Here is a 26,537-nt window from a genome sequence, read left to right as displayed (position 1 = left end):
AATAGCGTTCTGCTGGCTCAGTCCGACATCACCATGTGCTGCCAAACCCGCACGGAATCCCCTGCTGTGGCCAAGTGTCCCAAGCGGTGAATGAATCTCCGGTTCTCGGACCCTCAGCACTACCTGTCACCGTGGAAAGGTCTTTTCTCGATCTTCGGACACATGCTCGAGAGCTACCCGATGACCATGTTTCTACCCGAGGCTTTAGCCTGATAAAGGTTTTCGTCCGCGGCTTTCAAGCAAGAGTGGGGATGAAACCCCGGCTGGCAAAGAAACACACCGATACTCGCCGATATCCGCACTTTCGAACCTGACGGAGACCGCAGATCAATACGCGCGATCTCTTCCCGAATTTCCTCGCAGCGCATAAGCATCTCGGCAGCAGTCAAATTGCTTTGAAACAGACCGAACTCTTCGCCCCCGAGGCGTCCTGCGAAATCTGACTGTCCTTGGTAACGGGCGAGGATACGACCGGTGCAGCGAAGAGCTTCATCGCCGGTTGCATGACCATATCGGTCATTGATCGACTTGAAATAGTCCAGGTCCAGAAACAGCAAGGCGCCGGATATACCGCGTTGACTGGTCGCGTCTAGGTCTTCCATGAAGGCGCTGCGAGTGAGAATGCCCGTCAGGCCATCGGCGCGAGATTGGACGCGAAGGGCATCATAAGCGTCCGCGAGCTTGTTCAAAGCCTCTTTTGTCGCAGCTTCTGCGCGTCGGACTTTCTCCGACTGAGCAAAATGCAGCGCCGAAGCCGGGATCGATATCGCCAGTGGGCAAAAGATGGTCATGAACAGGCCAGCGCCTGCCACCTGCCCGCCCAACAGTGGAACAATGATGAACGAAAGAGCCAGTGAGGCGAACACTGAGAGCAGTCCAGTTAAAATAGACTTTTCGACAATACGACGCATCAATACCACCGTGACGAAGTGAAACTGCTATGGCCTCATGAATTTAAAATGGGTTGAAACAGATCGATAAAACTTGATTCATGCGTCTCTCTTACCGACGATTCGCCTGGAATGGCCAAAACTCTCACTTGGCTACCAGAGCGTCGCGGCTATCCTTGTTCTGTTTTTAACTAAGCGGGGAAGCGCAGGCGCAGATAATCGTCGATGCCCGGGACGCGTGGCTCGATGCGGTAATCGCCGGGTTGAGTCAATGTGATGCCTTTCAATGCACGTCTCCTCAAAAAATCTCTCGCCGCCGTTGATGATAGTTGGCTGCATCGTGCCCCATTCATCACCTGGCAATCCAGCCTTGTGTCGAGTTTTCCGCCGGATTTGCAGACGTCGTAGAAGGAAGCCTTCGGCACGGCTGCGCCCATCCGCGTTTTTCTGGATACCTGTGGCGGCATAACCATCCGCATGGATCATTCGCAAACGCAGTTCAGCCGAGTCATGGATTTGAGGCGCGGATGACAAAAACCGGGAGACTGCTGTCGGATAATATTACGCAGCGCATTGCCGAAGCGCTTTCGAAACGCCGACCCCCGTAGCTGCACATTTCGACATCAGCCCGGGTGAGGCACCATTTGCGCGACCGTGATGGCGGCACGAAGTTGGTCTGCTCCACCTGGATGATCGGCTCCGGCCGGTGATTTTCTCGGCACCCGTTAGCTTGAGAATGAATTGGTGGGCGATCGTACTGCCTGGCGGGCGGACCTCGGCTACCAGCAGCAATCCGCGTGTCCGTTCGAACGCGACGGAGCTCAACTCCTTTCGGACATCGGTTTTTTAGACTGCGCCACCATCTTGAGTCATGTCTCAGATCCCGTAGCGCGGCATAATCGTCGCCGACGGCGTATGGCCGCGCGCTTGGAATGTGGGGCGCTCCGCCCTAATTTAATATCGACGTTAAGAAGGGAAACAGCATGACGATTATCGTGTACCATGTCGGCGAGCACGACGGCGGCTTCGGCTACCGTCTGGGAGACGTCTGGTCAGAGACGTATCCGGACCACGGCAGCGCTCTCGCTGCCGCCAAGTCGGCGGCCCAGCGTCAGCACATTGAAGGCCGCGATGCCGAAATTGCATATCAGCTCGCCGATGGTCGGTGGCAGACGGAACATGCCGATGGCGGCGACCGGCCCGATACCGAAGTAGTCGACGACGAATAGGCAACGTTGATGGGCTCTCCAGGGTTCATACTGGGTCGACCCGATCGAACGCCGGCGTGCCTATAACGAACAGGGATGCACCCGGTTCGACGATACGCTCGATCCATCACCCACGAGCAGATCGCGCAGGAGCGTGACCGCTATCGGCCAACCGCCATCTAACCGGCCTTGAAGATCAGCCCTCCTCACACCTTGCAAGGAGGGCTGGCACGCTGAACTGGCCCCTTCGACAATGACGCACGCATTCAGCGAAAAAAGAGCCGGCCGCGCCGCCAGGCCTATCGACCTCGACGCGCATGTCGAACGGGAGCGCGGCGATTTCGGGCACCGAATCTTGGACGGCCGATGACCGTGCGAATCTCGAAGCATCAAACGTGTCGCGTGCACTTTGGGGCCGCGACCCACGGGAACGAGCGTGATGTCGTTGAAATGACAATCATCCATCGGCAAGATCGGCCGATCGAGCATTGAGTTCGGCATCCGTCGATGGGACCCTGCAGACTGGTCCGAACGGCAACACCGCAGCTTACGGGCCATTCCCGGTGACACATTCGACGCTAAGCTCCGTTCCCAAGCCGGCCGGACAGTTCGATGTCCTGCTTCATCGGGCCTCAATCTATACTCTCGTCCATCATCTCAGGACCACCGAAACCACTTTTGATTGGCTGTTAAGAAAGTTGATCGTGCCTTTGGCTTCCAGGGGTAGAAACGAATACGTGGCGCTGCGGCGGGCGGGCCGACACAGGATACGCCTTTACTTTTTGCATTCAGCTTGATGAGAAGCAGGCACAAGACTTTCGCCCCTCAGCTTCGCGGCGCTTATTCTTCCCCCGGGAATTGGATGAGGGCGCGAAACGCACTGCCCGTCGCGGAAGTATCAAAGCAATAAAGATTATCCTTCGTGCTTGGCAACATGGACATCTGCACCCGCCTTTTGATTAGAAGGTGCCGATCGTATCGGCCTTGCTTGATCATCAGTCGCCGAAACCTCCAGGGGATCGTCGCAAGCTCGTGAGCTTCATGCTTGTGCTCTGACATCAGGCGAATGCCTCGGCCATGCAGCCCGCATTCAAAGGCTGTGCACTCTCAGTCAAAACATACTGCAGAAGTGGACACGACGGCTCCGCCGCTTTGGGCCATGATATTCCCCAAGGTGAGAGGAGACATCATGCGCTTCAAGAACAAGACGGCCTTGATTACGGGCGGGGGAACGGGAATTGGTGCGGCGGTCGCCCGCCGGATTCGATTTGAAGGTGGGAATGTCACGCTCGTGGGGCGACGTCCCGATCCACTCCACGCAGTTGCCGAAGAGATCGGAGCCACGGTCGTTGTCGCCGATGCAGCCGACGGCGCCAGCATGAAGGCCGCCGCCCTTGCCGTCGCCGAGCAGTTCGGCAGCCTGGATATTCTCGTGGCCAATGCCGGCGGCCATGGTGTCGGCCCTACTGTCAGCATGTCAGACGAGACTTGGGATCTGGCGACCAGGCTCAACCTCAACACGGCCTTCGTCAGTGCGCGCGAAACGCTGCCGCATTTGATCGAGAGCAAAGGTAATATCGTCGTGCTTGCCTCGATCGCGGGGCTTTTTGCCGGTCCGGATGCCGCAGGCTACGTCACCATGAAACATGCTTGTATCGGCCTGGCGAAGTCGCTGGCTCGGGATTACGGCCGCCTCGGCGTGAGGACCAACACCGTTTGCCCCGGCTGGGTGACGACGGCGATGGCCGACGAGCAGATGGAATTCATCATGGAAAAATTCAAGCTGAAGAGCATCGAGGACGCTTATGCCCTTGTGACGAAGGACGTGCCGCTTGGCTGTCCCGCAACGCCGGAAGATGTCGCCAATGCAGTCTGCTTCCTGGCCTCGGCGGAAGCCGCAATGGTCAACGGCGCCATCCTGACGGTCGACGGCGGAGCCGGGACTGTCGATCTGCCCACGCTCGCATTCACCTGAGGAGGAGACAATAATGAACCAGAATCCGAAAGACTGGAAAACCTACGATCAGTTCGCGTACGGGATCGACGCGAACCGCCTGCCGGCGACGAATGCCCTTTCCGGCTCATCCCACGCGATCGCCTTTGACGACGGACGCAAGCTTCAACTCACCTTCCACGATGACAATGTGCAATGGTCGGACGGCGATGACAGCGCAACCGACAAGGTCGAAGTCATCGAGGTTGCGCCCGACACCTTCTTCGTCGAAGTCATTTTCGCGGGTCGACCCAAAGAAGCCGAGACCTTGATCCTGAACGTTTCCAGCCGCCGCGTTCTCTCGATCTATTCGATTGTTCGCGAAAAGGAGCAATCCGTCGGAGAGCCGCAGGTGGCGCAGATTTTCCGACCCGGTATTCTCGAAGGCGGCGCAGTCAGCGGACCGGTGCCCGCCGAAAGCCGGGATCTGATCGGGCTAAGGGCGCATTTCACCTATAGCCCGAACCACGTCTACGAACATACCTATCTCTCGTCGCAACGCTATGCATGGCAATGCCTTGTCGGCGTGCAACGCGGGCACGGTGACGTCGACCTGACGACCACCTACAAGTTCGACGATGATCAGTACATCTTCACCTTCCGCGAATTCAAGATCGCTGTCGCCTCGACATTCTTCTACAATTTCAAGGATATGCGTTCGACAGGCAAATTCCTTGGTATCACTGGTGATGGCCATATCCAGAACAGCCCGGCCGGCGCCTTCATCCGCAAGGCGTCGGTGACCTACTATCTCCCCGGGCAGGAACCAGTTTGAGGCAGAACGATGCGCACAGCCTATGAAGTCGTGAAGGCACACTACGACGCCAACGCGCGCCGGGATATGGACGGCATGCTTGCCGACATCGCCGCCGATTGCCGATGGACGGAAATGGATGGCTTTCCCTGTGCCGGCACCTATGTCGGTCCGCAAGAGGTTTTCAAAAACGTTTTCTTCGCACTCGGAGAAGCCTTCGACGGCTATACGTTCGCGCTGGAACGCCTGCTGGATGCAGGCAGCGACGTGATCGGAATCGGTAATTATGCCGGGACTTACAGACAGACCGGCAAGTCCTTCAAGGCGCGTGTCGTTCACGTCTGGAGCGTCGCAGACGGCAAGATCCGGCGCTTCGAACAATTCACCGACACGCTGCGTGTAGCGGACGCGATGCGATAAACGCGTGGCGGCCTCGCGGATTCACGCCGGGCCGCCCTTTCTCCAATCGGAGGGCGAAAGCGCATAGCGGCCACGAAACGCCCGGGAGAAATGCGCGCTCGAAGAAAACCCAAGCGCAAAGGCAATCTCCGATATTTCGCCCGGGCGACATGCAGCGTCCCGTAGTCGGGACGCGGCTCGTTCCAGCCGCAGGCTCCAGATATAGTCGGCCGGCGTCGCGCCCTCGGCCTCAAATGCACGATAGACGTAGCGAATGGAACAACCCATACGGCGCGCGATCATGCCGACATCGAGATCTGGCCGCGAGATGTGGTCCGAGACAAAGTCCTTCACACGCCGTCGCAGCAGGTCAAGGGAATGGGCGCTTGATCGATCCCGCTGCGGATCGACGCCGATCATGGTGCGAACGAGCTCGATCATCGTCTGGCCGAGGCTGGCACGCGCCATGTCGTCCAACCTGCCGATCTCCCGGATTGTCGAATCCATCAGCGAAAGCAGGATGCGCTGCATCCCCGCATGTTCAGGCATGGCGACAAATGGCTCCATCAGCCGGTTGACCGCTTGAACTGGAAGCGCGCGACGCGGCAATTGCAGGAGAAGCAGGCGGACAGCCGTTCTGTTGGTCAGCACATAGGGACGGCTTGGATCATACATGATGCTCGCGCCGGCGCCGACTGGAACGCTACGGCCATTTTGGTTGAGGGACGAATAGCCATGTGTCTGGAAAACCAACTTGATGGAATCGGGAGAGTCCGAGCCGAGGGTCACGCGCTCGCCAAAAACCGTGTGCGTATCGGCTTCCAGCAGCGTCAGGCGGCAGGTGCCGAGCATTGCCGACAACAGCCGGCTTTGATCTTCGTCACCCGATTGAAAATCGAGCCGCACATTGCCGAACAAGCTGCGGGCAACGCTCGGAAAATCCCTTCCCCCTGCAACTTTAACGGATGAGAAAACCTGTTCCATGCTGTCTTCCTCATGAGGTCAGGTAGCCGCCGTCGACCGGCAGGCAGACGCCGGTTATGTAGCGTGCTGCCTCGGACGACAGGAAGACGATCGCGTCGGCGACTTCCGCCGCCTCGCCCCATCGTCCCGCCGGTATGCGGTTTCTGATCGGCGCCGAAACGACGTCATCGGCAAACAATGCCCGGCTCAGCGGTGTTACGATCCAGCCCGGCGCGACAGCATTCACGCGGATATTCTCCGCCCCAAATTCCTGCGCCAGCGACTTTGTCAGTTGTACGATCGCTCCCTTGCTGGCCGAATAACCTGGCCGATCGGCCGCGCCGAACGTCGAATACATGGACGCAATGTTGATGATGGACGAACCGGATTTCATCCGGCTGCGGCCCAAGCGACAACAATCCATGACGGACGTCAGGTTGATTGCTATGACCTCATCGAACTTCTCTTTCTTCCATTCGTCGCGATCGCGGCTGACACCGGTGCAATTCACGAGCACATCAATCTGATTGAGGCTCGCGAAGAAATCGTCGAGAGCGCCGGGCTGAAGGACGTTGATGTCCCGGCTCTCGATCCGCTCGCTGCGTGGTCCACCGGCGGCGCCAAGGCCGCAGCAGACGACCCGGGCACCGAGCGCGGCAAAACGCTCAGCCGTCGCAGCCCCAATGCCAGATGTTCCGCCGGGGATAACGACCGTGCGGCCGGTAAAAAGATCGTTGCCAAAGGTCATCGTCTCTCCTTGAGATCAGCTGGCGAGATAGGCGCCATGCAGGATTTCGGGATTGGCCCTCAACGTCGCGGAAGCACCGTCATAGACCAGCCGGCCGCGCTCCATGACCATAGCGTGATCGGCAAGATCGAGAGCAAGGTTGGCGAACTGTTCGATCAGGAGCACGCCGATGCCGTTTTGGGCCGCTATCTTTAGTGCTTCCGCCAGCCGCTTGACCACAGCCGGCGCCAGCCCAAGCGAAAGCTCATCGACCACCATGAAGCCTGGCTTGGCGATAAACGCCTGCGCCATCGCGACCATCTGCTTCTGCCCCCCCGAGAGATCGGAAGCCAGCTGGCGTTTGCGCTGGGCAAGTTCGGGAAATATTTCATAGGCTCTCTCGAGTCCCTCGCGGCGGACGGAAGGCGATCCATCGAAGGCAGCAACGAGAATGTTGTCTTCCACCGACAGCTGGCCCAGCACCCGATGACCCTCCGGCACCAGCGCCAGGCCGGCCCGGCGGATGCGATCGGGAGAAAGCCCGGTGAGCAACGTCGCGTCGAGCCGCATTCTGCCGCCAGCGATAGGCAGGACGCCAGCAAGCGCCATAACGGTGCTCGACTTACCGGCGCCGTTGGCACCCAGCAACGCGGTGATTTCTCCGCTTTTGATGGCAAAGGAGACATCGTGGATGACCCGTTTGCCACCGCGCTCGACCGCGAGATTTTCAACGACCACGGATGAGATCGCTGCCATCAGAATTCCCCCAGATAGGCGCGACGCACGTTCGGGTCGGCAAGCACCGCTTCCGTCGGCCCCAGCGCCAGCAGCTTTCCATAATCGAGCACCATCGTCTCGCTGCACATCGCTCGAATGAGCTCGACGTCGTGATCGATCACCAATACTTGCGCTCCGACTTCGGCGGGGATGCGCAAAACGAGTTCGCGAAACATACCGCCCTCCTCTTCCGTCAGACCGGCGGCAGGTTCATCGAGCAGGATGAGCCTGGGATTGCCGATCACGCATTTGCCGAGCTCGACCAGACGCCGCTGGAACAGATTGAGCGACTGGCCGAGCTTATCGGTCACCGGTCGGAGGCCGACAAAAGCAAGAGCGGCATCGATGGCCGCGGCGCGATTTAGCGGCGCCACTACATGATCCGCGATCGCGGCGAGATTGCCCGACACCGTCAGATCCTCGACGACCTGCTCTGTCTGGAAAGACCGGCGGAGGCCGGCGCGCACACGCTGCAGCGGTGCAAGGTCGAGCAGTTGATCGCCATTCAGTGCGACGCTGCCACGAGCCGGCCTGACGAAACCTGAGAGAACATTGAGCAAGGTTGTTTTACCCGCACCGTTCGGGCCAATCAGACCGGCGATTGGCGCAGCAAGCGTCGCAGTCAATTCATTGATCGGCTTGACGCCGCCGAACTGGACGACAAGGTTGTCGATGGCGATCATCGCGCCCTCTCCTTTGCCGAACCGAACCGCAGCCGGGCGATCAGCGGGGCTATCTGTCCGGCGATGCCGGATGGTGCCGTCGCCAATGCCTGGAACAGAGCGACGCCGAAAATACCGATGGTCACATATCCGTCGATCCCTAGATCGGTCAGCAGCGCCGGCACTGCCCGCAGCAGCAGCCCGGCAATCAGCGCTCCGTACCAGTTGTAGACGCCTCCGACGATCGCCAGGGCGAAGAGGTTCAGGCTTTCGAAGGCGCCAAACGCACGACCATCGAGCTGACCGACATTTCCGGCAAGCAGTGCACCAGAAACGCCCGCGAGGAAGCCGCTGAGCGCGAATGCCCATGCCTTGTAGGTCAGCACATTGACGCCGCTTGCAATGGCGACCGTCTCGCCCTTGCGGATCAGAGCCCAGGCGCGGCCCGGTCGTCCCAGTTTGTGCCATTGGGCGATCAGCAGAGCGATTGTCGCGGCAAGGCAAACATAGAGGAAATAGCCGACGGCTCCTTCGGCGATTTCAGGCCGGGGGAGCATGGCCCGGCCGGAACCGTCGGCGCGGCCGAGAAAACCGTTGCCGCCGTCGGGAAAGCCCCAGGCGCTGATGATGATCTGAAACGCGCCCGCGAGCATCAGCGTGACAAGGGCAAGATAAAGCCCCCTCAAGCGTAGCGCCGGCAAGCCGAAGGCAAGGCCGACCACGGAAGCGACGAAGCCTCCGGCCAGAAGGCTGATTTCGAACGGCGGGTGAAAGGCGTGGCCGACACGAAGCGTTACCCAGCCGCCAACCCCAACGAGCGCAAATTGGCAGAGCGAGACGAGGCCGAGCTGCCCATAGAGGATCGCCAGCCCCGCCACCGAGAGCGACAGCGCCACCGCCGACGTTGCGGCCGACAGCCAGTAGGAATTGGCAAGACACGTGACCACGGCAGCAAACAGAGCCATCGTCGCAGGAACTTGAAGAAGCTGTTTGGGAAACCGGGCCACCGGAACGCGCTCCGGTAATGCCTGTATGGTCTGCTGCGAAGTCATCATCGGTCCTTCAACACGGCCTTTGCCGTACTCCCCAAGATCGTGACCGCGACGAGCGCGATAATGAAAGGTGCGGCCGCGCGATAGGGTGAGATCCAGCCGACCGGGGTGAGCGCAGCTTCGGCAATGCCGATCAGAAGCCCAGCGACAGCCGTTTGCCAAAGCGAGCGCAACTGGCCGAGAATTGCCGCCGCGATCGCTGGGATCACCAGCAAAGTCAGGAACGTGCCCTGGAGGCGGACGAGGTCGGCAAGCAGCAGGCCGGCGAGACCGGAAAAAATGCCGGTAATGACCCATGCCGCCGTTTCTGTGTAGAGAATGCGAACACCGAGAATCGCGCTCAGGTCGCGGTCGTTGGCCAAGGCTCGCATGTCAAGGCCCAGGCGCGTTCGATTGAGCAGCAGGGTGATCGCGCCAACCATCACCACAGCAAGCAGGATGGCGATGATGCGCGTATAGGTCAGGCGAACACCGAAGAGGGAAACGAACATCTGGTCGGTCGGGAACTGCAGGCGACGCGGCAGCTCACCCCAGATAATTCCCATCAGGGCGATCAGCACCAAGGCCGGCGCCAAGGTCCCGACGGCACGCACGACCGTATCGCGATGCGATAGCATAGGTGCAAAGATCCGCCCGTAAAGAAAGCTGATGGCCGTGGACACGACGACGGCCGCGAGGATGGCCACAGAAAGCGGCATTTTCCATTCGAGAAGCTGCCAGGCGCAATGCGCGCCGATAGCACCAAACGCGCCGAAGGCGAAGTTAAGGACCCCGGTTGCCCGAAAGAGGATGACAAGGCCGACGCCTGAGAGGGCATAGACGGCCCCAATTCCGAGACCCGATATCAGAAATGGTAAAAAGGTCATGAGCGGATTCCGATGTGCGGCCGAAGAGACGGCGGGCAGCGTATCCCGTGCTCGGACCACGGGATGATGCGTGATGCTTCAATTTACGGAGCGATTCCGGCGTTCTTTTCAAAGGCGCGGATGTCGGCCAACTCCGGATCGGGCGATGGCGCGCAATCGGAAATCACCTTCCACTTGCCGCCTTCGCTGACTGCCATGCGCGTCGTTGAATTTGCATTGTGGCGCGGCTGACCATCGCCGAAATACCAAGGCGCGCAGAAAATATCGCTGGCAAAGCCCTTGACCTGGCGGATGGCGGCGCTGGTGCTTTCGCGCGTGATGTCCTTGGGATCAAGTGACATCAGTGCCTTCTCGGCAATCCGGGCGGCAAGATATCCGGCCTGGGCAAACGTGTCGCGCGGATCGGAAGGCTGACCATATTTGTCCATGACGGCAAGCCAGTTCTGATTGTCGGGCGTCGCGGCCTCGAGATCGTTGAACTCCATGTTGACATAGAAGTTTCCATCCCAGCCTGCGCCAATTGTACCGGGCACCGAAAGGTCATAAGCCGATGCGGCACTGAGGAACTTGATGGTCTGGTTGAGTCCCTGTTCTTCGGCCGCTGTTAGAAGCGGGATTGTGACGCCCTTGGGAAGGCCGAGGATAATGACATCAGGCTTGGAAGCCGCCGCCTGCAGGATGATCGAGGTCGAGTCAGCCGTACCGGGATCCATCAGGATCGTTTCGGCCGTAAAGCCTTTTTCCTTGGCCAGAGACTTAATGCCGTCGCAGGACCATGTACCGACATTCGGGATGTTCGGACCGATGCAAACGACCGACTTTGCCTTGAGCTGATCCAATGCGTAGCCCATGGCGCCCAGCGTGGAGACGCGCGGCCCGGCATTCGTCGCGGCGTAGTTTTCGGCAAAGAAGCATTCGCGAGGAACGCCGACGCCAGCGACGACGACAATGCCGGATTTCTTGTAGAAATCAGCATTTGCGCCACATTCGACAAAGCTCGAATTACCGACCATCAGCACCGCCTTCTCGTCGTTGACGAGCTTGGCGGCCAGCTGAGCGGCCGTCTCGGGATTCCACTGGTCGTCTTCGACCAGATATTTGACCGGCCGCCCTTTGATCCCGCCATTGGCGTTCAAGCAGTCGAAATAGGCCTTTGCGGCCCTGGTCGAATTCGAAAAGTCGTCCGGACCGGTTTTGCCGGTGATCGCACCGATGACGATCGGCTCGCCGGTCGCCGGTTTGCCGGTGTTGTCGCCGCAGGACGCAGCCGCATGGGCACTGAACGCCGAAAGCAGCGTCAGGCCGAGGCCGACCACCAGCCCCCTCATATCTATTCTCATCGTTTCCTCCTCCAGTTTCCGTTATTGTCCGCACTCCCCGCGGACGTCTTCCATCGTGGAACCTCTGCTTCAGCCGGCGATCGCCTTGCCTGTCATGAAGGCGGCCGCGCGGGCTGCAATCATCATCACCGGCGCGTTGGTGTTGCCCGATACCAGCGTCGGCATCACCGACGCGTCGCATACCCTCAGGCCCTCGACGCCGCGCACCTTCAGATCGGCCCCGACGACCGCCATCGGATCGTCTGCTCGGCCCATACGCGCAGTACCCGCCGGATGGAAAACGGTCTTGGCGGTCTGGCGGATGTAGTCGCGCAATGCCGCGGGATCACTTTCGACCCCCGGTTTCGGCAGGACGCGTCGCTTGACCAGCTTGGCAAGTGCTGGCGCATCCAGAATGCGGATCGCTGTCTCGACACCGCGCACCAGCGTATCGAGGTCGGCCGGGTCCGAGAGGAGATTGGCGTTGAACTCCGCGCGGTCATTTGGGTCGGCGCTTCTGAGACGAATGGTGCCGCGCGAGCGCGGCCTGAGGTAGCAGGGGCCGATGCTGAGACCATGACCGGGTTCGGGGTCGCGGTCGACGAAGCCTACAAGAACCGGCAGGACATGGAACTGAACATCCGGCTGGCCGGTGCCGGCCGTATCGACGAAACCACCGCATTCGACGACGTTCGACGAAAGCAGGCCACGATGCGACAGCAGGTAGCGCGCCATGTGTCCGGCGGCGCGAATCCCACTGTCATGCCCGAGGATGGAGATCGGCTCGTGGGTCTCGCCTTGAACCGGCGCTTCGAGATGATCCTGATAGTTTGCGCCGACGCCCGGCAGGTCGGCCACCACATTAATGCCGTGAGAGCGGAGATGCTCGGCCTCGCCAATGCCCGAAAGCTGCAGGATCTTGGGTGTCGCGATCGCACCCGCCGTCAGGGCGATTTCCTTGGAAGCGGTGAATATGGTGCCGTCCTGCAACGCGACACCCGTCGCCCGGCGACCTTCGAACAGGATGCGGGCGACCTTGCGTTCAGTCAGGATCGTGACGTTCGGCCTTATCTCCGCGTCGCGCAGGAACGCCTGCGCGGAACTCCAGCGGCGCCCACGGTAAGTCGTACTCTGATAGAACCCGACGCCTTCCTGGTCCGCACCGTTGAAGTCCGGATTATACGGAATGCCGACTTCCGTGGCTGCCTGAATGAAGGCTTCGCTCAGTGGATGGCGGTGACGAGGGTTCGAGACGTGCAGGCCGCCGCTGCGGCCATGAAATTCGCCACTGAGGCTCTCGTTATTCTCAAGCGATCGGAAAGCCGGCAGCACATCGTCGTAGGACCAGCCGTGACACCCCATTTGCGACCAGGTATCGTAGTCGTTCCTGTGGCCACGGATGTAGATCATCGCATTGACGGAACTGCCGCCGCCGAGCACGTTTCCCTGCGGGGTAATGCAAGCGCGGCCGTTGAGGCCCTTCTCCGGCTCGGAGGCATAGGGGTGAATGTCGACACCCTTGCCGAGAACCTTAAAGAAGGTCGCTGGAACATGGATCCAGCGGTCCGTGTCACGCCGACCGGATTCGATCAGCAGGACCTTATTTTCCGGGTTCTCGGAGAGCCGGTTTGCCAACACACAGCCGGACGATCCGCCACCGACGATGATATAGTCGAAGTTCGCCATGGCTCAGCTCAACACCGTCTGGATTGTGGTGAATTCCTTCAGCCCTTCGGCGCCGAACTCGACACCGATGCCCGATTGTTTGACGCCGCCGAAGGGGGCGTTCGGCTGGATCGTTCCGTGCTTGTTGATCCATACCGAGCCGCATTCGAGCTGCATTGCATAGCGCTTGGCCTTTTCGGCGTCCGCCGACCAGACAGAGCCGCCAAGCCCGGCAGGATTGGTGTTGGCGCGGGCGATGACCTCATCGATATCGGTGTAACGAATGATCGGCAGTGCCGGCCCGAACTGCTCTTCGTCGACGAGACGAACACCATGATCGACGTCGGCAACAAGCGTGATCGGATAGAAGTAACCCGGCCGATCGATCGGCGTGCCGCCGGCGAGAATTCGGCCGCCATTGGCGCGCGCATCATCGACAAGTTCGCGAACTTTGTTGAACTGCATTTCGTTCTGGACCGGGCCAAGAATGCTGGTTTCGTCGAGGCCGTCGCCGATCACGATCCTGCCGGCGTAGTCGGCAAGCCGTGCGCAGACGTCTTCATAAATGCTGTCGTGGACATAAAGGCGCTTCAGCGCTGCGCAGGTCTGGCCGTTGTTGATGAAGGCTCCCCAGAACAGGCCCTCGGCGATCTGCGCAGGGTCGGCATCGGGAAGAACGATACCAGCATCATTGCCGCCAAGCTCGAGCGTCAGGCGTTTCAACGTCGCGACAGCCGAAGCCATGACCTTCTTGCCGGTCTCGGTCGAGCCTGTGAAGGTCATCTTGGCGATGCCGTCATGGGCGGAAAGTGCTGCACCAATGCTGTTTTCGCCGGTGATGACATTGACGACGCCGGGCGGCAGCACTTCATTCATGATCTCGACAAGACGGATCGTCGAAAGTGGCGTCAGCGGCGACGGCTTGATGATGACCGTATTGCCGGCTCGCACCGCTGGCACGATATGCCAGCAAGCGATCATCACCGGCCAGTTCCAGGGTGTGATCGAACCGACGACGCCAATCGGCTTGCGATGCAATTCGACACGCCCTTCATTGTCGTCCTGCAGGATTTCGATGGGCAGATTCAGCTCTGCCGTATGGCGTGTCCACGCAAGTGCACCGCCTATTTCAAACCGGGAACCGAGACCATTGAGAGGCTTGCCCTGCTCCAACGTCAAAAGGCGTGCAAGTTCCTCGCCATTGGCTGCGATCTTTTCGGCAATAGCGCGACAGGCGGCCTGGCGCTCTTCTTCCGACCCCTGGCCCCAAGTGCGAAAGGCGACTGAGGCGGCGGCAACGGCATGGTCGAGATCCGCCGCCGTCGCCAGCGGCATCTGACCGACGATTTCGCCGGTCGATGGGCTGCGAACTTCGGCATAGGTTGCGGTCTCGATGCGTGCTCCGCCGATGAACAGACTGTACTGCTTCACGATTGGCTCCTCCCTGAGCTTTGGAAGGAGTATGACGGGGCAAAAGAAAGCCGTCTTGGGCAGGAGCGCGCCGCGACTTGGTCTGAAACGCAACAGGCCGTCGGCTCATCAACTATTCAAACCGCACTATTGTGCGGTTGATGTCACCGGCCTGAGCAGATCGGTCGGCGCGCAGTCGAACAGATCCTTGAAGCTGCGATTGAAATAGGAAATATCATTGAAGCCGGCCGAATAGGCGACTTCCGCGATCGTCCTTGGGCTTCTTTGATCTTTGATCTGCGCAATCTTTTCACGCACGAGGCGCAAACGCTTGTCGCGGATGACCGTGGTGCAGGTCATGCCGATACCTTGAAAATCCTGCTGCAACGTGCGGATGGATACCCCGATCCGTGTCGCCAGCCACTTGGCGCTGAGATCGCTCTCGGTCAGGTGTCGGTCGATCAGTATGTCGACCATTTCCAGCCGCCGCGAAGCGCTGTCGTTGAGAGCGGACATGGCGTCGCCGTTTGAGACGAAGGCCTGTCGCGTCGCATTGAACATCAGGTACCGCAGATTGGCGGACGCGGCATCCGATGCCGAATTGGACATGATCTTCGCCACCAGCGCACGCAGCATCATTGCCATCGGGTCAAGGGCCTCGAGTTTGCGGGCAATGTCGAAATCAATCGGGCTTTCGGCATACATGATCTGGCGTGGCAAATGCAGCGACAGATGATTGCTGAACTGCCCGCCGAAATGGAATGTCGTCGGCCGGGTCGAGTCGACGAGAATGCAATCACCGACATCCAGGACTGCCTGGAGGCCGACGTGCTCGAGACCACAGGACCCTTCGAGTTGCATGATGAGAAAAAGGTGTTCGTTGGCGTCTCGGCGAATGTCATCCCAATCTCGATGGACGCGATCGAGATCATTGGAAACATGGGCGAACTCCATACCGCAGACATCGATACGCCGGGCTGCCCCCGTTACGGCCTTGCCGCTCTCCATTGCTTTCGGATTGAAGTTGCCGCAGATCGATTGGAGATCACTGGTCCATTGATCATAGGGAACGGTTGCCCATGCGTGTTGCATCAGGGCCTGATTGTTCAAGAGCTCCAACTCTGCCTCCCAACAGTGTCAGTCAACGACATGTCCGTCTCGCGCGACTCTCCCACAAGCGCAAAAAGGCGGCAACACCTGAGACCGGTAAACTGAAAGAGTGGCGAAGATCGATCGCCCTGTCAATATATTTCACATGTTAACTAGAAGCCGTTATCCCGACTCCTCTCACCAGCTATGTTTTGCCGCCGCCATTCACTGGGCGGCATACCGGTCTGCGCGCGGAAAAAGCGCGAAAAATAAGCGGCATCCTTCAAGCCCACCTCGTAAGCTATGTCCTCGAGCGATCGGATGGTGAAAAGCAACAGCCGTTTGGCCTCGAGCAGGCGGCGCTCGGCGATCATGTCCTTGACGCCCTGGCCGAAAGCCATGTGCCCGGCCTTGGCAAGAAGATGCGGCGTGGTGCCGAGGCTCGAAACGTAGCGCGCAACGGGCCAGTTCTCACGAAAATGCCGGTCGATCAGCCGTCGAAGGTCACCAGCAAGCAGGCGTTGTGGCGATTGTGCCAGCATCGGCGCGTCGGACGCCAGGCGTCCGATCTGGGTCAGCATGGCGGCAACCAATGGTGAAAGGATCGTATCGGCCTGGCCTCTCCCCTCGGAGTACTCCTCCAGAATTAGTTGCATGGTCCGCCGAAGCCTCTCCCAGAACGCTTCCGCGCCCTGCCCCGTCACCATCACCGGGCGATCCAGCGGCAGCGTTGTCTGACCGGCGATCGACGGCAGCAGACTGTCTGCGATCGACACGACGACCGCGTCTGAAACAAGCGGATCGACGTTGAAGCCGTGGATGACGCCGCTCGGCACAAAGCTGACGGCAGGTGCCAAAAAGTCCAAACGTTGATCTTCTATGAAATAGGATCCGTTGCCGCTGGTCCAGAAAGTGACCTGCATCATCCGATCATGCTTATGGGCTCGAACCTGGCCGAAATGGAGATTTGCGCGCGCCATCACCGTTTCGACATGAAGAAACCCGATCTCCAAAGGGCGATCCGGTTCGCCGTAGACAAAGAAACTTGGGACGATGTCGTTCATGCTGGCCGCCGTAAAAAGTACAAGTGATTTCCCTATTCTGTCCATGGTGGGAGGCGAACGCAAGGACTAGCATTTGTCTCACATCAAGGGAGGACGACATGCGATCAGAAGATTTCCGGGCCGATACCAAGCGGCCCTTCACCGGTGAGGAATATCTGGCATCCCTGCGTGACGGGCGGGAGGTGTACATCAATGGTGAGCGTGTCAAGGACGTGACCGTGCATCCCTCGATGCGCAATTCCGCCCGCTCGCTCGCCAGGCTTTACGATGCGCTACATGCGGAAAAGACCAAGGAACGGTTGACATCGCCCACCGACACCGGCTCTGGGGGCTACACCCACAAATATTTCCGTGTTGCAAAGTCCTCCGCCGATCTCGTCGCTCAACAGGGTGCGATCGCCGACTGGGCCCGCATGTCCTATGGATGGATGGGCCGAACCGCCGACTACAAAGCAGCATTGATGAATACGCTGGGCGCCAATGCCGACTGGTACGGTCCCTTCAAGGACAACGCACTCGCCTGGCACAAGCGTGCCCAGGAAGCGGCTCTCTTCATGAACCACGCGATCGTGAACCCACCGATCGACCGCCACAAGCCGGCGGATGCCGTAAAAGACGTATTCGTTCATATCACCAAGGAAACCGACGCCGGCATCTACGTCTCGGGCGCCAAGGTGGTGGCGACGTCCTCTGCTCTGACGCACTACAATTTCCTGGCACAGAGCTCGGCGACGGTCACGGAAGACCCGTCGCTGTCGGTGATGTTCATCGTCCCGATGAATGCGCCCGGCATCAAGATGTTCTGCCGCGTCTCCTATGAGGAAACGGCAAATCGTGTCGGCACGCCGTTCGACTACCCGCTCTCTTCCCGCTTCGATGAGAACGATGCCATCCTGGTTCTGGACAACGTCTTCATCCCCTGGGAGGACGTGCTGGTCCTGCGCGATGCGCCGAAGATCCTGTCCTTCCATCCCGCTTCCGGCTTCATGCACGGCTACTGCTTCCAGGGTTGCACGCGTTTCGCCGTCAAACTCGACTTCCTGGCGGGTCTGCTCGCCAAGGCTTTGCGGGCGACCGGCGGCGATGCCTTTCGCGGCAATCAGGCCGCACTTGGTGAAGCCATCGCGTTGCGCCATATGTTCTGGAGCTTCTCCAACGCCATGGCCTACAATCCGATCCCCTGGGCGAACGGCGCAGTGCTGCCCAACCTGGAAGCGGCTCTCGCCTATCGCACTTTCATGTCGGAAGCCTATCCTCGCGTCATCGAGACAGTCCGCAAGGTCGTCGCCTCGGGATTGATCTATTTGCCGTCCTCGGCCAAGGATTTCGGCAATCCGGAGATCGACCGCTATCTCGGCCAGTATGTGCGCGGCTCCAACGACATGGGCCATATCGAACGCATCAAGATCATGAAGCTGTTGTGGGACGCAACCGGAACCGAGTTCGGCGGACGGCATGCGCTCTACGAATTGAACTATGCCGGAGCGCCGGAAGAAGTCCGGCTTCAGGTGCTGAAGGGGGCCGAGCGTGGCGGACGGTTGCGCGAAATGGAGGCCTTGGTCGATACCTGCATGAGCGACTACGACGAGAACGGCTGGACCGGCGATACCTGGTTGCCGCCGATCGGCAATGCAGACCAGTTCAAGTCCGCTGCTGAATAGGAGGCGACCATGGAGGAGGCCTTTTCCAAAACCGAGTTCCGCAACGCCATGGCGCGCGTTTGCGCGCCGGTCAACGTCATCACCACCAATGGTCCCGCCGGTCGCGGCGGGTTCACCGCCACGGCCATGTGCAGCGTCACGGATGAGCCGCCGACGCTGCTCGTCTGCATGAATAGCCGATCCGCCCAAACTGCACTGTTTCTGGAAAACCACCGGTTTTGCGTGAACGTATTAAGTCACGACCACAGAGAGCTAGCCGGGAAATTCGCCGGAGCAACCGCCGATATGGAGGCGCGTTACGCCTCTGCGGATTGGGTCGCAATGCCTTCAGGTACGGATGCTCTCGCGGATGCGATCGTCTCATTTGATTGCGAGCTGTCTGAGGCAAGACTTGTCGGCAGCCATCACATTTTCATCGGGCGGATCGCCGGCATCCGATCCCGCCCCGATGGCAATGCGTTACTGTATTTTGACCGGAATTACGTTCATGTCCCGACGCAAATTGGCAGCTTCGGAGGTTGAAGGTATTCGCTGTCAGCCGCGTTGCTGCTGACAGCGAATGGGCTGCGCGCGGAAGCTTTAACTTCAGATGCGTCCCAAATTTCAACTGCGACCCCTGCTCTCAGCAAAGTGTTCGACTAAGCTAGAGCTGGATCCACGCCGTCTTCAGATTGTGATACTTATCCATGGCGTGTAGCGACTTGTCGTGGCCGTTGCCCGACTGGCGGATGCCGCCGAGCGGCACGGTGTTGTCGGCGCCGCCATAGGTATTGACGTGGACGACGCCGGCCTTGACCCCCTGCACCATGCGATGGGCGCGAGACAGGTTGCTGGTCCACACGGCTGAAGCGAGGCCATAGGGTGTGGCATTGGCAATGTTAAGCGCATCCGTCTCGTCATCGAAGGGAATGATGGAGAGGATCGGCCCGAAAACCTCCTCTTTGGCCAGCGTCATCTGCGGCGTCACCTCGAACACGGTTGGCTGCATGTAGAACCCGCCGGTGTCTTGAAGAATGCGCCCGCCGCCGGTTCTCAGTCTTGCACCTTCGGACAACGCCTGATCAGCGAAACCGAGGTCCTTCTCGAGCTGTATCTCGCTGGAGATGGCGCCGGAGTCCGTCGAGAGCAACAGCGGATCACCAACCTTTATCCTCCCGGCAATAGCTGAAATCCGTTCTGCGAAGGCTTCGTGGATCGACCGCTCGACCAGGAGTCTCGACCCGGCAACGCAGACCTGTCCCGAGTTTCTGAAGATGCCGAATGCCGAGACCTTGGCGGCCTGTTCGAGGTCCGGCGCATCGGCGAAGACGATGTTGGGCGATTTGCCGCCCAGTTCGAGATAGACCCGCTTCAGGTTGGAGCGCGCCGAATATTCGAGCAGCCGGCGGCCGACGCTGCCGGAGCCGGTGAAAACGAGAACATCGATATCGCCATGCAGGCCGATCGCCTCGCCGGCGACCGTGCCGCGGCCGGTGACAACATTGAGCACTCCCTCCGGCAAGCCGGCTTCAGCACACAGCGCCGCCAGTTTCAGAAGGCTGAGCGATGCGCCTTCGGCGGGCTTCAGCACCACCGAGTTGCCGGCTGCCAGCGCCGGCGCGATCTTCCAGGCGCCGATCATCATCGGGAAATTCCACGGCACGATAGCGGCGACGACGCCGACGGGCTCGCGGTGAATGAGGCCGAGAACGCTTTCGGAGGTGGGTGCAATTTCGCCGTAGACCTTGTCGAGGGCTTCGGCGTAATAGCGGAAGGTGGCGGCGGCGCTGCCGGGCTCGGCTTTCAGGGCCATACTGATTTCCGTACCGTTGTCGCGCACGCCGAGAACCGCCATTTCCAGCGCGTCACGCTCGATCAGTTCGGCGATCCGGAACAGGATTTTCTTGCGCTCGCCGGGAGCTGCCTTCGACCACGCTCCCTTCTCGAAAGCGGCGCGCGCAGCCCTAACGGCGAGATCGACATCCGCCGCCCCGGCATCGCCGATAGTCGTCAATTTCGATCCGTCGATCGGCGAGATGACATCCATTGTCGCGCCGCTTAAAGGTGTACGCCACTCGCCGCCAATGAACAGCGATTGCGGCGAGACGACGCTCGAGCGGAGGCGGTCGATCTTGTCCTGCATCTCAATCTCCTCACGAAAGAGATGGCGGACCGGCGTCCGCCATCATGATCCATTTATGTCAGGCTTCCTGTCCGGCGCCGAGCCGGGCAAAACCGGCAGCATCTTCCGACTTCAGACGGGCAGCTGCCATCAAGCCGACAATGGCGGCAATCACCACCAGCCCCGGCAGAAGCACGGCGAGCACACCGCTTGCGCCGGCGATCGCGCCGAAATTCACCGTGATATAGTAGACTAGTCCCAGCAGGATGATGCCGGTGATCACCGGCAAGATCTTGGTCACCAGAACGTTGCCCTCAAGGCCAGGATTGCGGCTGAAGAAGGCGACGATGGCGAATGCGGTGAAGGCCATCAGCAGAATGATGGCAAGCGTGCCGACATTGGTGAGCCACGAAAAGAGGGCAAGCACGGGATCCTGCCCCGTAAAGGCGAAGAGCGCGATGACGAGAGCGGCGACAATCGTCTGGATCACCGAACCGACATGCGGGCTCTGGAAGACAGGGTGGGTGACACCAACAGACTTCGGCAGCAGACCTTCGCGGCCGGCGACATACATGTAGCGGGCAACGCCATTGTGGAAGGCGAGCACGCCGGCAAACAGGCTGGTGATGAAGAGTACGTTCATGACCGGGACGATCCAGTGACCGACATAGCGTTCGGCAAGCCCGAAGAGGAAGGTCGTAGGATCGGCCAGGCCCTGCAGTTCGGGAACGAGCTTGTCGGCGCCGGCGCCGTTGACCATCAGCCATGAGGTGAGCATGTAGAAGAGGCCGATAATAAGGACAGAGATATAGGTCGCGCGCGGCACGGTCTTGTGCGGCTCGCGGGCTTCCTCGCTGTATATCGTGGTGGCTTCGAAGCCGATGAACGCTGCAAAGCAGAAGAGAATGCCGATTGCCGGCGTTCCGCTCATGAAGGCGGCGGGCGTGAAGGGTACGGCCGAGATGCCGCTGTCACCGCCCTTGAGCAAGATAGCGGCGTCGATGACCAGCACGACGACATATTCAAGAATGACGAGGACCGTCAATATCTTGGCCGACAGATCAACGCGCCGATAGCCGAAGACCGCGACGACGGCGATGCCGATATAGGTCCAGACCCACCATGGCAATTCAAGGCCGATGCCCGCGAAGAACCCTGCGGTTGCCGCACCGAAGAGACCGAAAACGCCAATCTGCATGGCATTGTAGGCAAGGATGGCGATGAGGGCGGCTGCACCGCCCATCATGCCGCCGAGACCCTGCGCGGTATACGCATAAAAGGCACCGGCATTGCGGATGTGGCGCGCCATGGCGACGTAGCCGACCGCAAACAGTACGAGGATCGCCGTAACCAGCAGAAAGGTCAGCGGGATGCCCGGCCCATTGCCGAGCATCATCGACAGAGGCACACCGCCGGCGACCGCCGTCAGCGGCGCTGCGGCCGAAACCACCAGAAATGTCACGGCGCCGACGCCGAGACTGTTCTTGCGCAGCTGGTTTTCATCTGCGCCTGTTGAGAATTGATTGTCCATTTTGCTCAAGTTCCCCTTGTTGCAACTATCCGATTGCGCTCCGGGAAAACGCATCCTCCCAAACCGCCGTCATTTCGAACCGGACTAATCTGCCGCGTTTTTTCTTTTGCTCTTGGCCGCGCGCAGGTCAGCGCATATGGTTCATATATTGAACCACTGCTTCAAATATAGACTTGCAAATAACGGCTACACCTGTCAAGTTATTTCGCATGTTAAGTAGTTTGGCCGGCATGGAGGGCCGGACATCGACGGTGATGACCCAGACAGGTGCCCGTAACACCGACCGGTATCGAACGGCGACCGGACAAAAAGAGGAGACCGCATGAGCACCGTCGGAAAAGCACTGTCCTTGCTGGACAGCCTGTCGCAACTCAACCACGAAGCGGGATTGACCGATATCGCCCGTCTCTGCGACCTCGACAAGGCGACGGCCCGCCGCCTGCTTGTCGAATTGGAAAAGCATGGCTTCGTTGAGCAGGATCCGGAGACGCGCAGATACAGGATCGGTTCAGCGCCGGTTCGCCTGGCGCGGATTCGTGAGGCGCGCTTTCCGTTCCTGCGGGTCGCCATCCCCTTCGTAAGGGAGCTCGCTGAAAAGTCTGAGGAAACTGTTCATCTCGCCGAATTCAGCGGCAGCACACTTTCAACGATCCACGTCGAGGACTCACCGCGCGCGCACCGGGTCATCGTCGAGATCGGCACGCGCCTGCCTTTCCACGCTACGGCGTCGGGCCTCGCCTATCTGGCCTTCTCCGAAAAAAATTACATCGAGTCGGCCCTGTTGCAGCCACTGGACGCTTTTACCGAGCACACCGTGACCGATCCGGCCGCCGTCCGCAAAATGATAGACGAAACGGTCGCGCGCGGATTTTCGATCAGCAGCCAGGGTCTCGAGGTCGGCGTCGTCAGCACCGGAGCTCCCATTCTTTCGCCGGCCGGTCAACCGATCGGCTCAGTCACCATCGCGGCGCCGCTGGCGCGCGCGCGCACAGCCACTCTGGCAAACTTCGGCGCAGCCGTCGTCGACACAGCCAAACGCATCTCAGAAAAATACTACGGGCCGGAGCGGCCTTCGGGAACAAAAACGCAAACATGAGGATCGGTTGAATGAGCCCAGCAGAGCCTTCGCCAGAACAATCACGTCCACCCAGCATCCTTGTGATTGGAACCGGCGACACCAAGTCCGACGAGCTTCAGTTCATGGCGGGCATCATCCGCGATGCTGGCGCAAAACCGATTATGGTCGACGTCAGTATCCTGTCAGATCCGCCTTATACGCCTGATTATTCCCGGCACGACATCGCCAAATCGGCGGGAACATCGATCGAAGCGATCATCGGCAGCGGCGACGAAAATTCAGCGATGAGGCTGATGTCAACCGGCGCTGCGGCTCTCGTCGGAACTTTGCATGCGACCGGAAAGGCCGATGGCATCATTGTTCTCGGCGGCTCGATGGGCACGGACCTCGCGCTTGACGTGGCAGCTGCCCTGCCGCTCGGCGTTCCCAAATTCGTGGTCTCGACGATTGCCTATTCGCATCTCGTGCCGCCGGAGCGCATCGCCCCGGACTTGATGATGATACTTTGGGCCGGCGGACTTTACGGATTGAACGACATCTGCCGCGCCGTGCTTTCCCAGGCCTGCGGTGCCGTCGTCGGGGCCGCCCGTTCCTGCGTGAAGCCCAAGGCGGAGCGGCCGTTGATCGGAATGACCTCCCTCGGTTCCACCTGCCTCAAATACATGAAACACTTGAAGCCGGAACTCGAAAAACGCGGCTATGAGGTCGCAGTATTCCACTCGACCGGCATGGGCGGACGGGCCTTCGAGGCGATCGCCTCGCAGAAAGGCTTTGCCGCGGTGTTCGACTTCTGCATGCAGGAAGTCGTCAACCACCAGAATGGCACCGTGGTCACCTCCGGTCCGGACCGCATGGAAAATGCGGGCCGCGCAGGCATACCGCAGATCGTTGCGCCCGGCGCCGTCGATATGGTTGACCTGCCCGCGTGGCAGCCGCTGCCGGCGGCACTTGCCGACCGACCTTATCACGCACACAACCGGCTGATCGGCTCGGTCACCACCTCGCCGGAAGGACGCCGGGCGACGGCTGCGCTGATCGGAGAAAAACTTGGCGGCGCGCAGGCGCCGGTCGCCCTGATCCTGCCGCTTGCAGGCATTCAGGAGTGGGACCAGCTGGGCGAACCACTGCATGATCCGGAAGGCCTTTCAGCCTTTATCGACGCGATGCGCCGGGCCCTCCCCCAATCCGTCGACTTGCATGAGGTCGATGGCCACATCAACTCCTCCCAATTCTCCACAAAAGCCCTTGCCGTATTCGATGCGTGGGTTGCACAGGGCATCATCCCGGAAGGCAGGCCATGACAGGTGATCGCGCACTCATTCTCGATTTCGGCGGCGTCGTCACCCGCACGCTGTTCGAAACGCACGACGTCACCGAGCGGGCGCTTGGCCTTGCCGCTGGCACACTCACCTGGCGCGGTCCGTTCGACACGACGACCGATCCACTTTGGGTAGCGATGCAGAACCGTGAGATCACCGAACGCGACTACTGGATGACACGGACCGCGGAAGTCGGCCGGCTGGTCGGTGAGGATTGGACCGACATGAAGACCTTCGTCCAGCGGGCGCGCGGCGCCGATGCCGATCTCGTGCTGCGTCCGGAGGCGGCAGACGCCATCACCCGCGCCAAGGCCGCCGGCCTGCGGCTCGCCATCCTTTCGAATGAACTTGATCTTTTCTACGGTGTCGAATTTCGCAAGCGTTTCCCGCTGATCGATCTCTTCGACGTTATCGTCGATGCCACCTACACCAAGATCCTGAAACCGGATGCGCGCGCCTATGAACAGGTGATCGCCGAGGTCGGGCTTCCGCGCGAAGCCTGCGTCTTCGTCGACGATCAGTTGAAGAACATTGAGGGCGCCGACGTCGTCAAGCTTCCCAACGTCCATTTCGACGTTACCCGGCCCGCGGACGGCTATGCCCGCGCCCTTTCCATGCTTGGACTTTGAACGAAGAGGACTGCGATATGCGCGAAACCAATTTTCTGACCGAAAACAACGCCCGTCATGTCTGGCACCCGATGGCGCACCCCGCCGACATGTTGGCCAATCCGCCGCGCATCATCAGGGCGGCTTCCGGTGTCGAAATCACCGATATCGACGGCAAGACGGTGCTCGATGGCGTCGGGGGGCTCTGGAACGTCAACCTCGGCTATTCCTGCGATCCGATCAAACAGGCCATCCGTGACCAGCTCGAGGAACTCCCTTATTATTCCGCCTTTCGCGGCACCACCAATCCGCCGCTGATCGAACTGTCTTACGAACTGGCTGAGTGGTTCAAGGAAGACGGCCTCAGCCGATCCTTCTTCACTTCCGGCGGTTCGGATTCGGTGGAGACCTGCCTGCGGCTTGCCCGCCAATACCACAAGGTCAACGGCCAGCCGGAGCGCACCAAATTCGTGGCGCTGAAGAAAGGCTATCATGGGACCCATTTCGGCGGCGCCTCCGTCAACGGCAATGCCAACAACCGTCGCAACTACGAGCCGCTGCTCCCGGGCGTTTCGCACCTGGCGGCTCCCTATGGCTACCGCAATCCCTTCGGCACCGACGATCCGGCGGAAATCGCCGCGGCCATCGGTCGTCAGTTCGAAGACGAGATCGCCTTCCAGGGCGCCGATACGATCGCCGCCTTCATCATGGAGCCAGTTCTGGGTGCCGGCGGCATCATGGTGCCGCACGAAACCTTCATGCCGCTAATGCGTGCCATCTGCGACAAGAACGGCATTCTTCTGATCGCCGACGAGGTTATCACGGCCTTTGGTCGCACCGGCGCCTGGACGGGATCACGCCTGTGGGGCACCAGGCCCGACCTGATGTCGACCGCCAAGGCGATTACCAACGGCTATTATCCCTTCGGTGCCGTAATGATTTCCGACAAGATCGCGGAAGCCTTCGAGGCCAACAAGAACACCGTCGGCACCATCGGCCATGGCTACACCTATTCCGGCCACCCTGTGGGTGCAGCGGCGGCGCTGGCGACACTCAAGGAAACCAAGCGCCTCAACGTGGCCGCCAATGCAGGCGCGCGCGGCAACGAACTGCTGGCCGGTCTGAACAGACTGAAGGAAAAACACGAACTGATCGGCGACGTGCGCGGCAAAGGGCTGATGTGCGCGCTGGAACTGGTGACGGATCGCGCGGCAAAGACTGGCGCGCCGAAGGATGTGGTCCAGCGCCTGCAAGACGCGGCCTACGACGCCGGCGTGATGGTGCGTACCTCCGGCTCCAACGTGATCATCTCGCCGCCGCTTATCATCACCACGGCCGGTGTAGATCGGATCCTCGCCGCACTCGAGGCAGGCCTGACAGCTGCCGCGGGAGGCAAATGAC

General features: G+C 60.1%; 25 protein-coding genes. 10 read left to right on the top strand and 15 right to left on the bottom strand.

Annotated features, from left to right (window positions below; all coding sequences use genetic code 11):
- Positions 1 to 173: 173 nt before the first annotated feature.
- Together RLCC275e_RS26590 and RLCC275e_RS34390 are read right to left on the bottom strand one after the other, a co-directional pair.
- Positions 174 to 911: a GGDEF domain-containing protein gene (locus RLCC275e_RS26590; protein WP_033184531.1), complete on the bottom strand. Its 738-nt coding sequence runs from the start codon at positions 909 to 911 to the stop codon at positions 174 to 176.
- A gap of 170 nt (positions 912 to 1,081) precedes the next feature.
- Positions 1,082 to 1,327 carry a hypothetical protein gene (locus RLCC275e_RS34390; RefSeq protein WP_003554830.1) on the bottom strand — a complete coding sequence of 82 codons (246 nt, stop codon included), beginning with the start codon at positions 1,325 to 1,327 and terminating at the stop codon, positions 1,082 to 1,084.
- 546 nt (positions 1,328 to 1,873) lie between these two features.
- Here RLCC275e_RS34390 and RLCC275e_RS26580 point away from each other — a divergent pair.
- The 4 genes from RLCC275e_RS26580 to RLCC275e_RS26565 all read left to right on the top strand — a co-directional run bounded on the left by RLCC275e_RS26580 (position 1,874) and on the right by RLCC275e_RS26565 (position 5,265).
- Positions 1,874 to 2,119, top strand: a complete 246-nt coding sequence (locus RLCC275e_RS26580; protein WP_003554831.1) for a hypothetical protein — start codon at positions 1,874 to 1,876, stop codon at positions 2,117 to 2,119.
- A 1,168-nt stretch (positions 2,120 to 3,287) separates the two neighbouring features.
- Entirely contained in the window at positions 3,288 to 4,073 is a 786-nt protein-coding gene (locus RLCC275e_RS26575; RefSeq protein WP_033184533.1) for an SDR family NAD(P)-dependent oxidoreductase, read from the top strand.
- Between the two features lie 13 nt (positions 4,074 to 4,086).
- Positions 4,087 to 4,866 (top strand): MoaF C-terminal domain-containing protein, encoded by a 780-nt coding sequence (locus RLCC275e_RS26570; RefSeq protein ID WP_003554834.1) that lies wholly within the window; start codon positions 4,087 to 4,089, stop codon positions 4,864 to 4,866.
- Between the two features lie 9 nt (positions 4,867 to 4,875).
- Positions 4,876 to 5,265, top strand: a complete 390-nt coding sequence (locus RLCC275e_RS26565; protein ID WP_033184534.1) for a nuclear transport factor 2 family protein — start codon at positions 4,876 to 4,878, stop codon at positions 5,263 to 5,265.
- A gap of 21 nt (positions 5,266 to 5,286) precedes the next feature.
- Here RLCC275e_RS26565 and RLCC275e_RS26560 read toward each other — a convergent pair whose 3' ends face one another.
- The 11 genes from RLCC275e_RS26560 to RLCC275e_RS26510 form a co-directional block, all read right to left on the bottom strand.
- Entirely contained in the window at positions 5,287 to 6,228 is a 942-nt protein-coding gene (locus RLCC275e_RS26560; RefSeq protein ID WP_003554837.1) for a helix-turn-helix domain-containing protein, read from the bottom strand.
- 10 nt (positions 6,229 to 6,238) lie between these two features.
- Positions 6,239 to 6,955 carry an SDR family NAD(P)-dependent oxidoreductase gene (locus tag RLCC275e_RS26555; protein WP_003554839.1) on the bottom strand — a complete coding sequence of 239 codons (717 nt, stop codon included), beginning with the start codon at positions 6,953 to 6,955 and terminating at the stop codon, positions 6,239 to 6,241.
- Positions 6,956 to 6,970: 15 nt separating this feature from the next.
- Entirely contained in the window at positions 6,971 to 7,690 is a 720-nt protein-coding gene (locus RLCC275e_RS26550; RefSeq protein WP_003554841.1) for an ABC transporter ATP-binding protein, read from the bottom strand.
- Positions 7,690 to 8,394 carry an ABC transporter ATP-binding protein gene (locus RLCC275e_RS26545; protein ID WP_003554844.1) on the bottom strand — a complete coding sequence of 235 codons (705 nt, stop codon included), beginning with the start codon at positions 8,392 to 8,394 and terminating at the stop codon, positions 7,690 to 7,692. Before RLCC275e_RS26545 ends, RLCC275e_RS26550 begins: the two co-directional genes overlap by 1 nt.
- Positions 8,391 to 9,428 (bottom strand): branched-chain amino acid ABC transporter permease, encoded by a 1,038-nt coding sequence (locus tag RLCC275e_RS26540; protein WP_171817001.1) that lies wholly within the window; start codon positions 9,426 to 9,428, stop codon positions 8,391 to 8,393. The genes RLCC275e_RS26545 and RLCC275e_RS26540 overlap by 4 nt, the downstream gene beginning before the upstream one ends.
- Positions 9,425 to 10,291 carry a branched-chain amino acid ABC transporter permease gene (locus RLCC275e_RS26535; RefSeq protein WP_003554847.1) on the bottom strand — a complete coding sequence of 289 codons (867 nt, stop codon included), beginning with the start codon at positions 10,289 to 10,291 and terminating at the stop codon, positions 9,425 to 9,427. Before RLCC275e_RS26535 ends, RLCC275e_RS26540 begins: the two co-directional genes overlap by 4 nt.
- An 83-nt stretch (positions 10,292 to 10,374) precedes the next feature.
- Positions 10,375 to 11,631, bottom strand: a complete 1,257-nt coding sequence (locus RLCC275e_RS26530; protein WP_003554848.1) for an ABC transporter substrate-binding protein — start codon at positions 11,629 to 11,631, stop codon at positions 10,375 to 10,377.
- Positions 11,632 to 11,700: 69 nt separating this feature from the next.
- A complete protein-coding gene (locus RLCC275e_RS26525) occupies positions 11,701 to 13,296 on the bottom strand; it encodes a GMC family oxidoreductase (protein ID WP_003554849.1) in 1,596 nt (531 codons plus the stop codon).
- Between the two features lie 3 nt (positions 13,297 to 13,299).
- The gene (locus RLCC275e_RS26520) at positions 13,300 to 14,706 is read right to left on the bottom strand and encodes an aldehyde dehydrogenase family protein (protein WP_003554850.1); all 1,407 of its coding nucleotides are present in this window, start codon (positions 14,704 to 14,706) and stop codon (positions 13,300 to 13,302) included.
- 126 nt (positions 14,707 to 14,832) lie between these two features.
- Positions 14,833 to 15,777 (bottom strand): helix-turn-helix domain-containing protein, encoded by a 945-nt coding sequence (locus RLCC275e_RS26515; RefSeq protein WP_406658344.1) that lies wholly within the window; start codon positions 15,775 to 15,777, stop codon positions 14,833 to 14,835.
- A gap of 170 nt (positions 15,778 to 15,947) precedes the next feature.
- On the bottom strand, positions 15,948 to 16,883 hold the full coding sequence (locus tag RLCC275e_RS26510) for a helix-turn-helix domain-containing protein (RefSeq protein ID WP_050516893.1): 936 nt from the start codon (positions 16,881 to 16,883) through the stop codon (positions 15,948 to 15,950).
- A 53-nt stretch (positions 16,884 to 16,936) separates the two neighbouring features.
- On the opposite strand from RLCC275e_RS26510, the gene RLCC275e_RS26505 reads away from it, so the two are divergent.
- The gene (locus RLCC275e_RS26505) at positions 16,937 to 18,499 is read left to right on the top strand and encodes a 4-hydroxyphenylacetate 3-hydroxylase N-terminal domain-containing protein (RefSeq protein ID WP_003554853.1); all 1,563 of its coding nucleotides are present in this window, start codon (positions 16,937 to 16,939) and stop codon (positions 18,497 to 18,499) included.
- 9 nt (positions 18,500 to 18,508) lie between these two features.
- Positions 18,509 to 19,021 (top strand): flavin reductase, encoded by a 513-nt coding sequence (locus tag RLCC275e_RS26500; protein ID WP_003550320.1) that lies wholly within the window; start codon positions 18,509 to 18,511, stop codon positions 19,019 to 19,021.
- 121 nt (positions 19,022 to 19,142) lie between these two features.
- On the opposite strand, the gene RLCC275e_RS26495 is transcribed toward RLCC275e_RS26500, so the two are convergent.
- Together RLCC275e_RS26495 and RLCC275e_RS26490 are read right to left on the bottom strand one after the other, a co-directional pair.
- On the bottom strand, positions 19,143 to 20,621 hold the full coding sequence (locus RLCC275e_RS26495; protein WP_033184536.1) for an aldehyde dehydrogenase: 1,479 nt from the start codon (positions 20,619 to 20,621) through the stop codon (positions 19,143 to 19,145).
- A gap of 58 nt (positions 20,622 to 20,679) precedes the next feature.
- Positions 20,680 to 22,131 (bottom strand): APC family permease, encoded by a 1,452-nt coding sequence (locus tag RLCC275e_RS26490; protein ID WP_033184537.1) that lies wholly within the window; start codon positions 22,129 to 22,131, stop codon positions 20,680 to 20,682.
- A gap of 322 nt (positions 22,132 to 22,453) precedes the next feature.
- On the opposite strand from RLCC275e_RS26490, the gene RLCC275e_RS26485 reads away from it, so the two are divergent.
- From RLCC275e_RS26485 to RLCC275e_RS26470, 4 genes are read left to right on the top strand one after another with little or no spacing between them, the layout of a single operon-like run.
- The gene (locus RLCC275e_RS26485; protein ID WP_033184538.1) at positions 22,454 to 23,227 is read left to right on the top strand and encodes an IclR family transcriptional regulator; all 774 of its coding nucleotides are present in this window, start codon (positions 22,454 to 22,456) and stop codon (positions 23,225 to 23,227) included.
- A gap of 11 nt (positions 23,228 to 23,238) precedes the next feature.
- Positions 23,239 to 24,510 (top strand): Tm-1-like ATP-binding domain-containing protein, encoded by a 1,272-nt coding sequence (locus RLCC275e_RS26480; RefSeq protein WP_033184539.1) that lies wholly within the window; start codon positions 23,239 to 23,241, stop codon positions 24,508 to 24,510.
- Entirely contained in the window at positions 24,507 to 25,157 is a 651-nt protein-coding gene (locus tag RLCC275e_RS26475) for an HAD family hydrolase (protein WP_003554859.1), read from the top strand. Before RLCC275e_RS26480 ends, RLCC275e_RS26475 begins: the two co-directional genes overlap by 4 nt.
- Positions 25,158 to 25,174: 17 nt before the next feature.
- Positions 25,175 to 26,536: an aspartate aminotransferase family protein gene (locus RLCC275e_RS26470; protein WP_003554861.1), complete on the top strand. Its 1,362-nt coding sequence runs from the start codon at positions 25,175 to 25,177 to the stop codon at positions 26,534 to 26,536.
- Position 26,537: the final 1 nt, after the last annotated feature.

The sequence above is a fragment of the Rhizobium brockwellii genome (assembly GCF_000769405.2).
GTDB lineage: Bacteria > Pseudomonadota > Alphaproteobacteria > Rhizobiales > Rhizobiaceae > Rhizobium > Rhizobium brockwellii.
This window is presented reverse-complemented; position numbering and strand designations above follow the sequence as displayed.